Origin of the sequence: Polaribacter dokdonensis (assembly GCF_024362345.1) — a bacterium.
Taxonomy (GTDB): Bacteria; Bacteroidota; Bacteroidia; order Flavobacteriales; family Flavobacteriaceae; genus Polaribacter; species Polaribacter dokdonensis.
The window spans coordinates 2,202,440-2,215,989 of the sequence record NZ_CP101505.1 but is presented as its reverse complement, the minus strand read 5'-3'; the positions used below and the strand labels follow the sequence as shown (position 1 = coordinate 2,215,989).

17 protein-coding genes and 1 tRNA gene are annotated in these 13,550 nt (G+C 30.3%); 7 read left to right on the top strand and 11 right to left on the bottom strand.

Translation table 11 applies throughout. From position 1 onward, the window contains the following. The 6 genes from gmk (at position 1) to LPB302_RS09860 (ending at position 4,764) form a co-directional block, all read left to right on the top strand. Positions 1–588, top strand: coding sequence for a guanylate kinase (gene gmk / locus LPB302_RS09885; RefSeq protein ID WP_053973704.1), 588 nt, complete (start codon positions 1–3; stop codon positions 586–588). Between the two features lie 49 nt (positions 589–637). Then, positions 638–1,222: a nicotinate (nicotinamide) nucleotide adenylyltransferase gene (nadD, locus tag LPB302_RS09880; protein ID WP_053973705.1), complete on the top strand. Its 585-nt coding sequence runs from the start codon at positions 638–640 to the stop codon at positions 1,220–1,222. A 46-nt stretch (positions 1,223–1,268) separates the two neighbouring features. Continuing rightward, entirely contained in the window at positions 1,269–2,135 is an 867-nt protein-coding gene (locus LPB302_RS09875; RefSeq protein WP_053973706.1) for a M23 family metallopeptidase, read from the top strand. Continuing rightward, entirely contained in the window at positions 2,135–3,631 is a 1,497-nt protein-coding gene (locus LPB302_RS09870) for a GH3 auxin-responsive promoter family protein (RefSeq protein ID WP_053973707.1), read from the top strand. The genes LPB302_RS09875 and LPB302_RS09870 overlap by 1 nt, the downstream gene beginning before the upstream one ends. A 75-nt stretch (positions 3,632–3,706) precedes the next feature. Further along, positions 3,707–4,156 carry a 6-pyruvoyl trahydropterin synthase family protein gene (locus LPB302_RS09865; RefSeq protein ID WP_053973708.1) on the top strand — a complete coding sequence of 150 codons (450 nt, stop codon included), beginning with the start codon at positions 3,707–3,709 and terminating at the stop codon, positions 4,154–4,156. Positions 4,157–4,230: 74 nt separating this feature from the next. Further along, entirely contained in the window at positions 4,231–4,764 is a 534-nt protein-coding gene (locus LPB302_RS09860) for a hypothetical protein (protein WP_053973709.1), read from the top strand. A gap of 70 nt (positions 4,765–4,834) precedes the next feature. Here LPB302_RS09860 and pth read toward each other — a convergent pair whose 3' ends face one another. From pth to LPB302_RS09845, 3 genes are all read right to left on the bottom strand, one after another. Then, positions 4,835–5,401, bottom strand: a complete 567-nt coding sequence (gene pth / locus LPB302_RS09855; RefSeq protein WP_053973710.1) for an aminoacyl-tRNA hydrolase — start codon at positions 5,399–5,401, stop codon at positions 4,835–4,837. 157 nt (positions 5,402–5,558) lie between these two features. Continuing rightward, positions 5,559–6,182, bottom strand: coding sequence for a 50S ribosomal protein L25/general stress protein Ctc (locus tag LPB302_RS09850; protein WP_053973711.1), 624 nt, complete (start codon positions 6,180–6,182; stop codon positions 5,559–5,561). A gap of 18 nt (positions 6,183–6,200) precedes the next feature. Further along, complete coding sequence (locus tag LPB302_RS09845) at positions 6,201–7,142, bottom strand: ribose-phosphate pyrophosphokinase (RefSeq protein WP_053973712.1); 942 nt, start codon at positions 7,140–7,142, stop codon at positions 6,201–6,203. A gap of 124 nt (positions 7,143–7,266) precedes the next feature. Here LPB302_RS09845 and LPB302_RS09840 point away from each other — a divergent pair. Further along, positions 7,267–7,348, top strand: a tRNA-Leu gene (locus LPB302_RS09840). Positions 7,349–7,385: 37 nt separating this feature from the next. Here LPB302_RS09840 and LPB302_RS09835 read toward each other — a convergent pair. The 8 genes from LPB302_RS09835 to LPB302_RS09800 form a co-directional block, all read right to left on the bottom strand. Continuing rightward, on the bottom strand, positions 7,386–8,204 hold the full coding sequence (locus LPB302_RS09835; RefSeq protein WP_053975298.1) for a DMT family transporter: 819 nt from the start codon (positions 8,202–8,204) through the stop codon (positions 7,386–7,388). Between the two features lie 260 nt (positions 8,205–8,464). Continuing rightward, positions 8,465–9,163, bottom strand: coding sequence for a LytR/AlgR family response regulator transcription factor (locus LPB302_RS09830; protein WP_053975299.1), 699 nt, complete (start codon positions 9,161–9,163; stop codon positions 8,465–8,467). A gap of 22 nt (positions 9,164–9,185) precedes the next feature. Then, complete coding sequence (locus LPB302_RS09825) at positions 9,186–9,500, bottom strand: hypothetical protein (RefSeq protein ID WP_053973713.1); 315 nt, start codon at positions 9,498–9,500, stop codon at positions 9,186–9,188. 45 nt (positions 9,501–9,545) lie between these two features. Further along, complete coding sequence (locus tag LPB302_RS09820) at positions 9,546–9,947, bottom strand: response regulator (protein ID WP_053973714.1); 402 nt, start codon at positions 9,945–9,947, stop codon at positions 9,546–9,548. A 119-nt stretch (positions 9,948–10,066) separates the two neighbouring features. Continuing rightward, complete coding sequence (locus LPB302_RS09815) at positions 10,067–10,516, bottom strand: Lrp/AsnC ligand binding domain-containing protein (protein WP_015481594.1); 450 nt, start codon at positions 10,514–10,516, stop codon at positions 10,067–10,069. Between the two features lie 84 nt (positions 10,517–10,600). Then, positions 10,601–11,941: an acetyl-CoA carboxylase biotin carboxylase subunit gene (gene accC, locus LPB302_RS09810; RefSeq protein ID WP_053973715.1), complete on the bottom strand. Its 1,341-nt coding sequence runs from the start codon at positions 11,939–11,941 to the stop codon at positions 10,601–10,603. Between the two features lie 74 nt (positions 11,942–12,015). Next, entirely contained in the window at positions 12,016–12,498 is a 483-nt protein-coding gene (gene accB / locus LPB302_RS09805) for an acetyl-CoA carboxylase biotin carboxyl carrier protein (RefSeq protein ID WP_053973716.1), read from the bottom strand. 25 nt (positions 12,499–12,523) lie between these two features. Continuing rightward, positions 12,524–13,519, bottom strand: a complete 996-nt coding sequence (locus LPB302_RS09800; RefSeq protein WP_053973717.1) for a beta-ketoacyl-ACP synthase III — start codon at positions 13,517–13,519, stop codon at positions 12,524–12,526. Positions 13,520–13,550: the final 31 nt, after the last annotated feature.

The window sequence follows — 13,550 nt, the reverse complement described above, 5'->3', positions numbered from 1 at the left end:
ATGTCAGATTTTAAGGGTAAACTATTTGTGTTTTCAGCACCTTCTGGTTCTGGTAAAACCACTATTGTTCGTCATTTATTAGCACAAGAAAAGTTTAATTTAGAGTTTTCTATTTCTGCAACTTCTAGAGCTCCTAGAGGTTTTGAAAAAAATGGAGCAGATTATTACTTTATTTCTTTAGAAGATTTTAAAGAACATATTAAAGCTGATGATTTTTTAGAGTGGGAAGAAGTATATAGAGATAATTTTTACGGCACTTTAAAAAGCGAAGTAGAACGTATTTGGGCTCAGAAAAAACACGTTATTTTTGATATTGATGTTGCTGGAGGTTTACGTATTAAAAAGAAATATCCAGAAAGGACTTTATCTGTTTTTGTAAAACCACCAAGTGTAGATGAGTTAAAGATTCGTTTAAAAAAACGTAAAACTGAGAGCGAAGAAAAAATTAATATGAGAATTGCAAAAGCTTCTGTAGAGTTAGCTACTGCTCCTCAATTTGATAGAATCATAAAAAATTACGACCTAGAAGTGGCTTTAAAAGAAGCAGAAGATTTAGTAGGTGATTTTTTAAATTTAGATAAAAAGTAAATCGTAAAATACCTTATTACGATTCTAATTTTTCTGTAATTTTATAACTATGAGTAAAGTTGGTTTATACTTTGGTACGTTTAATCCTATTCATGTAGGGCATCTAATCATTGCAAATCATATGGTTGAAAATTCTGATTTAGATGAAATTTGGATGGTGGTTACTCCTCATAATCCTTTTAAGAAAAAAAGTTCTTTACTAGAAAATCATCATCGATTTGAATTAGTATATAGAGCTACAGAAAATTACGAGAAATTAAAACCTTCAGATATTGAGTTTAAACTCCCTCAACCCAATTACACTGTTTATACCTTAGCTCATATTTCTGATACTTACCAAGACAAAGATTTTTGTTTGATAATGGGTGAAGACAATCTTAAAAGTTTTCACAAATGGAAAAATTACGAAACCATCTTAGAACATCATCATATTTATGTGTACCCAAGAATTTCTGAAGGAGTTGTAGAACATCAATTTAAAAATCATCCAAAAATTCATAAAGTAGATGCACCAATCATTGAGTTATCTTCTACTATGATTAGAAACGGAATTAAATATAAAAAAAATATTAAACCACTATTAACCAAAGAAGTTTGGCAATATATAGATGAAATGAATTTTTATAAAAAATAGTTTCGTTATTTTTACGTTAATCTAAAGGTAAAAGCACAAAAAAATAGTGAGTCAAAAACCAAAGAACAAAGGAAAATTAAAGCAAAAACTAACTGATAAATATAGATTGGTTGTTTTAAATGAAGACACGTTTGAAGAGCGTTTTTCTTTAAAACTATCTCGTTTAAATGTATTTGTTTTAGGTGGTGTTCTATCTTTCTTATTAATTTTGGTAACCACATTTATTATCACATTTACACCTATCAAAGAGTTTATACCTGGGTATTCATCTACAGACTTAAAAATTAAGGCTACAAAATTGGCTTTTCAAACAGATTCTTTAAAACGTAAATTAGATGTTTTAAATGATTATACAAAAGCGCTACAACCTATTTTAACTGGCGAAATTAAGGCAGATAATTTAGATACTACAAAAATTGAATCTGGTAAAATTTTCATAAAAGACAGTCTATTAAACGCAAGTAAAGAAGATTCTTTATTTAGAGAAAAAATAGAAAGTAGAGATCGTTTTCCAATACAAAATAGTACTTCTTCTAATGTAAAAATTGTCTTTTTTGCTCCTGTTAAAGGTACAATTTCTCAAGCTTTTGATGCAAAAACAAAACATTTAGCTGTAGATATTACTGCAAGCAAAAATGCACCTGTAAAAGCCACTGCAGATGGTACAGTAATTTTTTCTGGCTGGACCACAGAAACAGGTTACGTAATAATTCTTAAACATGCTTACAACTATGTTTCTGTATACAAACACAATGGAAACTTGCTAAAACAACAAGGTGATTTTGTAAAATCTGGAGAAGTAATTGCAAGTGTTGGTTCTACAGGAGAACTTACAACTGGACCCCATTTACATTTTGAACTTTGGAGTGATGGTTATGCAGTAAACCCAACCAATTTGATCGACTTTAAATAATGAGTATAAAATCATTTTTCGCAATTCCGTTTGCAAAAATTGCTACAAAGCAAGTTTTAAAGTGGGCTAAAAACCCTCATAAAACGCAACAAAAAGTTTTTAATAATTTAATTTCTAAAGGGCAAAAAACAGCCTTTGGTAAAGATCATGATTTTAAGAATATTAATTCTTATGATGATTTTAAAAAACGTGTTAAAGTTACAGATTACGAAGGTTTAAGACCTTATGTAGATAGAATTGTAGCTGGTGAATCTAATATACTTTGGACAGGTAAACCTCTTTATTTCGCAAAAACTTCGGGTACAACTTCTGGTGCTAAATACATACCAATTACCAAAGATTCTATGCCAACTCATATTAAAGCTGCAAGAAATGCATTGTTATTTTACATCGCAGAAAAAAACGATGCAAGCTTTGTAAATGGTAAGATGATATTTTTACAAGGAAGCCCAGTTTTACAAGAGAAAAACGGAATTAAATTAGGCAGGTTAAGTGGCATTGTAGCTCATTATGTACCTCAATATTTACTTAAAAACAGACTTCCAAGTTGGGAAACGAATTGCATAGAAGACTGGGATACCAAAGTAAACGCAATTGTAGATGAAACAGTTAATGAAGATATGTCTGTAATTAGTGGTATACCTTCTTGGGTGCAAATGTATTTTGAAAAACTTATTGAGAAAACAGGAAAATCAATCTCAGAAATTTTTCCAAACTTTAATTTCTTCATTTATGGAGGTGTAAATTTTGAGCCTTATAAAAATAAGTTCGAAAGTATTATAGGTAAAAAAATAGATTATATAGAACTATATCCTGCATCAGAAGGCTTTATAGCATATCAAGATTCGCAAACTGAAAAAGGTATGTTGCTGCAATTAGATTCAGGTATTTTTTATGAGTTTATACCATCAACAGAATTTTTTGATGACGACCCAACAAGAATTTCTCTAAAGGATGTACAACTTGGTGTAAATTATGTAATTATTTTAAATACCACTGCAGGTTTGTGGGGTTACAATATTGGAGATACAGTAGAATTTACAAGTTTAGCACCTTATAGAATTAAAGTTACAGGTAGAATTAAACATTTTATTTCTGCTTTTGGGGAGCATGTTATTGGTAAAGAAGTAGAACAAGCTTTGAATGATGCTATAGCTGGTACAGACATTAATATTAGCGAGTTTACTGTGGCTCCTCAAGTAAATCCGAAAGAAGGTTTACCTTATCATGAGTGGTTTATAGAATTTGAAAACGAACCCGACAATTTAGAAGAGTTTACTTCTAAAATTGATGCTTCTATGCAAAAACAGAATATTTATTATTTAGATTTAATAGAGGGTAAAATATTAAAACCTTTGGTTATTCAAAAGGTAAAAAAAGGAGGTTTTCATGAGTATATGAAATCAATAGGTAAGTTTGGTGGTCAGAATAAAATTCCACAATTATCAGACAACAGAAAAATTGCTGATGTTCTAGAAAAATTTCTTCAAGATTAATTAAATAATTTTTACAGTTCTAGCTATAATCTTGGTTATTGCTTACTTTTGCCTCAAATTAAGAAACTAGAATTCATGAGTACTATTAGAATTACCAAACAATTTAAATTTGAAACTGGCCATGCATTATATGGTTATGATGGTAAATGTAAAAATGTTCATGGACACTCTTATAAGCTTTCTGTTACTGTTTCTGGAAAACCAATAACAGATAATACCCATGTAAAATTTGGTATGGTTATCGATTTTGGAGATTTAAAGAAAATTGTTAATGAAGAAATTGTAGATATTTTCGATCATGCAACTGTGTTTAATAAAAATACACCTCATGTAGAATTAGCCAAAGAGCTTATGGATAGAGATCATCATGTAATTTTGGTAGATTATCAACCAACTAGTGAAATGATGGTTATTGATTTTGCAGAAAAAATTAAAAAGAGGTTACCAGAAAACATCAAATTGCACTCTATTAAGCTACAAGAAACTGCATCTAGCTTTGCAGAATGGTTTGCTAGTGAAAACTAGAAATTAGCATAAAACTAACATTCAAATATACTTTTCTACACATTTTGAAGTTATATTTGATAAAAATTATATCCATGAAAAATATTAAATTCATTTTGTTTTTATGTCTATCAACAATTTTTGTTAGTTGTGGAGATGATAATAACGATACTCCACTTTTACTTACTAATGCTAATTTAGCTGGCTCATATTCAATAGGTAGTTTAACTGGTGAAGAGCAAGAAACTGCAACTTCTAGTTCAGGAGCAGTAGTAGATTTAGCAACTTCTAACATTGTTGGTGATACATTTCAAGTAGATTTACTTATAAACACTAATGGCACGTATTCTATTTCTGGTTTATATAGAGAAGTTAAAAACACGACTCCAAATGGTGGTTCTACTACAGAAACTACTTCTATTTTAACTACAGATACAAATGGAACATATCAGTTAAATGGTATAAATAACACTATAACATTTACACCTATTAATGGCGATTTTTTAGCAGATACATTTAACGTAAATAATTTTAATAGTACAATATTTAGTATCAATCAAGAAGGGTCAGAAGCTTCAGGTTCTAATACCATAACAAGTTCTGTCACCATTGATTTTGTAAGAGAATAAATTTAAAATATTTATAAAAAAAAAGAGCTTGAAAATATCAAGCTCTTTTTTTTATATACAATTTATTAGGTTATTTACCATTATAATTGTTCATGGTGTTGGATAAGCCATCAGTACCAAAAGAGGTAATTACTTTAGCTGATAAAGGTAGTCTTTCAATTAATAGACTAGTTTCTTCTTTATTCCAATCCCCTAAAACATAATCCACTTGACGTCCTTTAGAGTAGTTGGCTCCAACTCCAAACCTAAATCTTGGGTATTTATTTGTGCCTAACTTCTCTTGAATGTCTTTTAATCCATTATGTCCTCCATCACTACCTTTAGCTTTTAACCTTATTGTTCCAAAATCAATATTTATATCATCTGTAACCACAAGGATATTTTCTATAGATACTTTCTCTTTATCCATCCAGTATTTTAAAGCCTTGCCACTTAAATTCATAAATGTACTTGGTTTTAAGAGTATAAAAGTTCTGCCTTTAAATCGAAAACTAGCAACATCACCCAACTTTTCTGTTTCAAAAGTTGCATTATGTTCTTCTGCTAGCTCATCTAAAATTTTAAAACCAATGTTATGACGTGTATTGATGTACTTATCTCCTATATTTCCTAAACCAACAATCAATTTTTTCTTCATTTTCTGTATGCTAACTTTAAATTCTTCAGAATATAAGGTTTTGTAATTTTTAAATCATTTCAAAAATAAAAAGAAATCTAACAAATCTCTTTTAAAGTATAACAAAAAAAAGCGTTACAAAATTGTAACGCTTTTATATCTATAGCTTAAAAACTAACTATGCAGTAGTTTCTCCTTCTGCAGTTGCTTCAACTTGTGCTGCATCCTCTAATTCTTCATCATCAGAACTAGCTGTTGCATTACGTGAAGTTCTTACTTGAACAACAACAGTGTTATCTGGGTGCATAAAAGTATAATCATCATTAAATAATGAAGTAATTACTAATTTATGACCGATTTTTAATTTAGAAATATCTGCTTCAATAAAATCTGGTAGATTAGCTGGTAAAGCTTTTACTCTTAATTTACGGTTTGTAAAACGTAATGAACCACCATTTAAAACTCCTGGAGAAGTACCAATTAATTGAACTGGAATGTTCATCGTAATTTCTTTATCATCGAATAATTGATAAAAATCTACGTGTAAGATTTTATCGGTAACAGGATGAAACTGAATATCTTGCAAAATTGCAGGAATTTTTTCTCCATCAACATTAAGACTTGCAGTGTATACATTTGGAGTATAAACCAAGTTTTTAAACGCTTTTTCTTCTGCTGAAAAGTGTATTGGTGTTTCTCCTCCGTATATAACGCAAGGAACCATACCAGCATTACGTAAGGCTTTGGTAGCTACCTTGCCCACGCTTTCTCTTTTTGATCCTTTAATTGTAATTGATTTCATTACTTTTTTGTTAATTATTTACATTAAAAATTGTCCACTTATTGATGTGTTATCCTGTACTTTATGCATAACATCAGCGAATAAGGGCGCGCAAGATACAACTTTTATTTTTGAAGTCTCCTTTTTTAGTGGAATTGTATCTGAAACTATTAATTCTGTTAATGCTGAATTCTCAATTTTCTCATAAGCACCTCCAGAAAGTATTGGGTGAGTACAAATTGCACGTACACTTAATGCTCCTCTTTCTTTCATTAAATTGGCTGCATGAGCAAGTGTACCTCCTGTATCTATCATATCATCTACAAGAATTACGTTTTTACCTTCAACATCACCAATTAACTCCATGTGCCCAATTACGTTTGCTTTTTTTCTCTGCTTATAACAGATAACAACATCTGATAATAAGTGTTTAGAATAAGCATATGCTCTTTTAGAGCCTCCCATATCTGGTGAAGCTATGGTTAAATTATCTAATTTTAAGCTTTCTATATATGGCATAAAAATAGTTGATGCAAATAAGTGGTCTACTGGTTTTTCGAAAAAACCTTGAATTTGATCTGCATGTAAATCCATAGTCATAATTCTTGTTGCACCTGCAGACTCTAATAACTTAGCAACTAATTTTGCACCAATTGCAACTCTAGGCTTATCTTTTCTATCTTGTCTCGCCCATCCAAAATAAGGCATAACAGCAGTAATGTGTCTTGCTGATGCTCTTTTTGCAGCATCACACATTAATAACATTTCCATTAAATTATCTGCATTTGGAAAAGTAGATCCTATAATAAAAACTCTTCTTCCACGAACAGACTCTTCAAAGGCTGGTTGAAATTCACCATCACTAAAATAAGTTGTATGTACATTACCTAATTCTGTATTGTATTCTTTGGCAATTTTTTCTGCTAGAACAGTACTCTGCCTGCAAGCAAAAAGTTTTGGAGCAAGTTGATTGTTAATCATGAAATAAGGATTTTTGTTGTGTTGTTGTAAGGGTACAAAAGTAGAAATTATTTATCGAGTTTGAAATTAAAATTTTCACTTTAAAAACTAAATATTATTAGTAGATTTGCATTCTCTATTAAATGCTCAAGTGGCGGAATTGGTAGACGCGCTGGATTCAAAATCCAGTTCTTTCGAGAGTGTGGGTTCGATTCCCACCTTGAGTACGAAATCCTTTAAAATCTAGCTGGTTTTGAAGGATTTTTATTTGGTATCATTTTGCTTTACATAAATATTATAAATCAACCCAGATACAATAAGAAGAATCCCAAAAATTGTCCATGAATTATAAATTTCACCAAACCAAAAAGCGCCAATTAAAATGGTAATTACCACTTCTAGATACTTTATAGGTGCAATTAAATTAGTTTCTTGTGCTTGGAAAGCTTTGGTCATGTATAATTGCCCAACATAACCCAAAACACCTGTACTTAAAAATAATAGTAACTCAATTGAGGTAGGATTTCTCCAATAGGGAATACTCATTAACCCACCAAAAACAAAAGCCATTACCATAAAATAATTAATAATAACCAAAGGGTTTTCTGAAGGGCCTATTTTACGAATAACCACAAAAATTAAACCCAAGAAAACTGCTGAGAGTAAAACAAATACTAAACCTATGTAATTTACATCTGCTCCAAAACCTTTTATAATTAATACACCAACAAAAGCTATAAAAAACAAACACCATTGAATTGGTTTGATCTTCTCTTTAAGAAAGATAAGAGCAAATATAGCTGCAAATATTGGTGCTACGTACCTTAAAGAAACTGCTGTGCCTACAGGTAAATAATTTAATGATTGAAAAAAGCAGGTTAAAGAAATTACACCCAATAATCCTCTTGCAAATAACCATTTCTTTTTATTCCCAAGAAATGAAATTTTGTTTTTAACAATTAGGGGAACTGTAAAAAAGAGAGTACCAATTGATCTAAAAAAAACAATTTGATACACATTAAAATCACTTAAATATTTAACAAAAGAACTCATTAACGCAAAAGCAATTACGCTAAAAATCATATAGAATATAGGTTTATTAGATTTCACAGTTCTTATTATTAATTAGTTAGCAACAAAAATATTGTTTTTCAATTTAAGAAATTGGGTAATAAAAAAGAGCTGGTTAAAAAACCAGCTCCAATTAATACAATTTATAAATCCCCCAACTTATAATTGTTATATTTCTTCAATTTAAAACTATTTAATTCCATGAATATTTACGTTCGATTATTGAGCTTTTTCATTCGATGAATGAACAATAAGTGTCGACGAAATGAATTTTATAATAGATTAAGCTTATTCATTAATTCGCTTTTATTAGACCTACTAACAGGTACTACATCTTTACGAACTAAAACTGTATTGTCTTCAATATCAACTATTTCTGCAGTATTAATAATAAATGACCTATGTACTTTAAAAAAGTTTTCAGATGGCAATTTATCTTCTATTTTCTTTAAGGTTGAATGAACAATGTAATTCTTCTCATTTGTTTTAATATTAATGTAATCGCCTTTGGCTTCTATTAAATAAATATCTGAGATATTTATTTTAACCAAACGTCTATCAACACTAACAAATAAGAATTCCGAATTTGTTTTTATCTCACTTTGAGGATCTTCAGAAACTGATAACGATTCTATTTTTTCTAATGATTTGGTAAATCTTTCTTTTGTGATAGGTTTTAACAAGTAGTCTACAACACTTTTAAATTCAAAAGCTTCTATTGCTAAGTTTTTATCACTCGTTGTTAAAACAATTTTAGGTGGATTTTTTAGTGTTTGAATAAAATCAAATCCTGAGAAAGAAGGCATATGAATATCTAAATAAACCAAATCTACTTTTGCTGTATTTAAATATTTTATTGCTTCTATTGCTGATGAAAACTCATCTAGTACAACTATTTTTTCTGAGTTTATACAATGTTGCTTTATAATTAACCTTGCAGTTTCATCATCATCAATTATTATACAGTTCATATTTTTCATCTAAAAAAAACAGTTATTTGTTTAAATATGCATCCATTTTGTCTAAAACCTGAACAAAAGTAACATGCAAATCAGTATTATTATCTCTTAATTCTTTCTCATATTTTGTAGCAATTTCAAAACCTTGAGCTAGGCCTAGTAAACTTATTTTATGTTTAAGTTTATGCACATCATCAGATGCTTTTGCATAATCTTTTGCGCCAAAGTTTTCTATATACAAATCTCTCTCTAAAGGAAATTCTTTCTTTAGAATACTAAAAATACTGTTTTGAAAATCCTTGTCATTACCAGCAATTTCTTTGATTAAGGACAGGTTTGGTTGCTCCATTCTAAGTTTTTGATTTGTACCTCTAATTTACTAAAAATATAGAATTTATAAAACTACTTTTTGCCAGTAATCTAATATAGATATTAAATTACTTTTGTGTTTAGAAAATTGCTCTGACTTTTTGAAGTAGCTAGATATTCCTAAATCATAACATTGTTGTATAGTTTCTTTATCATCTAAAGATGATATAATAACTATAGGAATTCTTTTAAGGGTAGAGTTCTTTTTTAGCTCTGCCAAAAATTGAAATCCATCCATTACTGGCATGTTTAAATCAGATATAATTAAATCGAAAGTGGGGTTATTCTCATTAACTAATGCTAGTGCTTGTTTACCATTTTCTGCTTCTAAAATAGTATTGCTAGCATTAAACTCATTACATACCTTTTTAAACTTTAATCTTTCAATTTCGTCATCATCTATAAAAAGTATCGATAAAGATTTCATGTTTGGCGTGTTTATGGGTATGTAAAAATCAACTAAAATTTTTAGATAATCAATTATTATTTAATAAAATGTGCCTCAAAACCCTTAAGTGAGACAATTTTGAAGTTAAATTTCAATTTTTAAATACTTATCTGTCTACTAATTTGCTGATCTAATGAGATAAACGTTTCTGTTCTAGATACTCCTTTAATATTTTGAATATCTTTATTTAAAAGGTGCATTAAGTCTTCATTATTCTTACATAAAATTTTGATAAAAACAGCATAATTACCAGTTGTATAGTGGCTTTCTACAATTTCTGGTATATCTTTTAATCTTTTTATGGCAGATGAATAAAGGCTAGATGAATCTAAAAATATACCTACAAAAGCTGTGGTTGTATATCCTAGAGATCTTGGGTTAATGACCATCTTATAACCATCAATTAGCTTTGATTTCTCTAATTTTTTTAATCTTTGATGAATGGCTGCTCCAGAAATACCTACTTCTCTTGCAATACTCAAAATAGGAGTTCTAGCATCTTTTACTAATCTTTTGATGATTATTTTATCAATTCCATCAATCTTCATGTTCTAGTTTTATTTGATCTAAAGATAAAAAAAAAGAGCATACACTAGGTATGCTCTTTTTCTTATATATATCTGAAATTGCAATTAAGCTTTCATTTCAAAATCTTCCATAAATTTAGTAGTATAATTACCAGAAACATAATCTGGATGATCCATTAACTGTCTATGGAAAGGTATTGTTGTTTTTACACCTTCAATTACAAATTCATCTAATGCTCTTTTCATTTTATTAATTGCTTCTTCTCTTGTTTGAGCGGTTACAATTAATTTAGCAATCATAGAATCGTAATTTGGTGGTATCATATAACCAGCATATACATGTGTATCCATTCTTACTCCATGACCTCCTGGAGTATGTAAAACCGTAATTTTACCTGGAGCAGGTCTAAAGTTATTATGAGGATCTTCTGCATTAATTCTACATTCTATAGAATGTAACTGTGGATAATAGTTTTTACCAGAAATTGGCACACCTGCAGCTACTAAAATTTGCTCACGAATTAAATCGTAGTTTACAACTTCTTCAGTAATTGGGTGCTCTACTTGAATTCTTGTATTCATTTCCATGAAGTAGAAATTTCTGTGCTTATCTACCAAAAACTCTACTGTTCCAGCACCTTCATATCCAATGAATTCTGCAGCTTTTACAGCAGCTTCACCCATTTTATCTCTTAATTCATCTGTCATGAATGGAGAAGGTGTTTCTTCTGTTAATTTTTGATGACGTCTTTGAACAGAACAATCTCTTTCTGATAAATGACAAGCTTTACCAAAAGAATCACCAACCACTTGTATTTCTATATGTCTTGGCTCTTCAATAAGCTTCTCCATATACATATCGTCATTACCAAAAGCGGCTTTACTTTCTTGTCTTGCAGAATCCCAAGCATCTTTTAAATCTTCTGATTTCCAAACAGCTCTCATACCTTTACCTCCACCTCCTGCAGAAGCTTTAAGCATTACTGGGTAACCTGTTTCAACAGCAAGTTTTTCACACTCTTCAAAGTCTTTAATAACTCCTTCAGATCCTGGTACACAAGGTACACCAGCTGCAATCATGGTAGATTTAGCGTTTGCTTTATCACCCATTTGATCTATCATTTTACCTGAGGCACCAATAAATTTAATATTGTGCTCTTCACATAAATTAGAAAATTTAGCATTTTCAGATAAAAAACCATACCCAGGATGAATAGCATCTGCATTTGTAATTTCTGCTGCTGCTATGATATTAGACATTTTTAAATAAGATTCGCTACTTGGAGCTGGTCCAATACAAACTGCTTCGTCTGCAAATCTAACATGCAAACTTTCAGCATCAGCCTTAGAGTATACTGCAACAGTTTTTATACCCATTTCTTTACAGGTTCTAATAACACGTAAGGCTATTTCTCCTCTGTTTGCAATTAATATTTTTTTAAACATCGTATAATAATTTTGAATTATGAGTTTTAAGGGGAGTTAGTAAATAATCTATAACTCTAAAATAAACTCAATATTTAAGAAGGATCAACTAAAAATAATGGCTGATCAAATTCTACAGGTGATGAATCATCAACTAAAACCTTAACGATTTTTCCTGAAACTTCAGATTCAATTTCATTAAATAATTTCATTGCTTCAATAACACAAACTGTATCTCCTGTATTAATATCTGAACCAACTTCTACAAAATTTGGTTTGTCTGGAGCTGGTTTTCTGTAAAATGTTCCAATAATTGGAGATTTTACAACAATGTATTTATCTTCCTCATTACTAGCTACTGCAGGTGCTGCTGGCTCAGCTGCAGGTGCTGCTGCTACAGGAGCAGGTGCTGCTGCTTGAGGCATTGCTGCCATTGGTGCTGCTTGTACAATAGTAGTTTCTGTTTTACCTGTACCAGTTTTAATTGTAATTTTTACATCTTCCATTTCTAACTTTACCTCGCTTGCGCCAGATTTTGCTACAAATTTTATAAGATTTTGAATCTCTTTAATGTCCATACTTCTTACTGTTTAGTTTTTGTTATTAAGAATTATACGCCCATTTTAGGTAAATGGCTCCCCATGTGAAACCACCACCAAAAGCGGCAAAAATTAAGTTATCTCCTTTTTTTAATTGATTTTCGTAATCTGCTAATAATAAAGGTAAAGTAGCTGATGTAGTATTACCATACTTATGAATATTCATCATTACTTTATCAGAACCTACACCTACTCTATTTGCTGTAGCTTCTATAATTCTTTTATTAGCTTGATGTGGTACTAACCATTGTATATCTTCTTCTTTAAGATTGTTTCTAGTTAGCATTTTTTCTGATACATCTGCCATATTCGAAACAGCATATTTAAATACAGTTTTACCTTCTTGATGTACGAAATGTTGTTTGTTCTTTACAGTTTCTTCAGATGGAGGTAAGATTGACCCACCAGCTTCAATTCTTAAGAAATCTCTTCCAATTCCATCACTTCTTAAAAATTCATCTTGCAAACCATTACCTTCTTCATTAGGTTCAAATAATGCTGCACCTGCTCCATCTCCAAAAATAATACATGTTGCTCTATCACTATAATCTATGATAGAAGACATTTTATCTGCCCCTATTAAAAGTACTTTTTTGTATCTACCTGACTCTACGTAACTTGCAGCTGTAGACATTCCAAATAAAAAGCTAGAACAAGCTGCTTGTAAATCGTAAGAAAACGCATTTTTTGCACCTATATTACTAGCTACATATGCTGCAGTAGCTGCAACTGGTAAATCTGGTGTTGCTGTAGCTACTATTAATAAATCTATGTCTTCTGCTTTGGTATTCGATTTTTGTAGTAAATCTTCTGCGGCTTTTATAGCCATGTATGATGTACCTAAACCTTCTCCTTTAAGAATTCTTCTTTCTTTAATTCCTGTTCTAGACGTAATCCATTCGTCATTGGTATCTACATAAGTTTCTAACTCCTTATTTGTTAGAATGTAGTCAGGAACATATTTTCCTACTGCTGTAATTGCTGCAGTCATTTTTGTCATAATTAAGGTTTATTTCTAAAGTTTAGAAGGA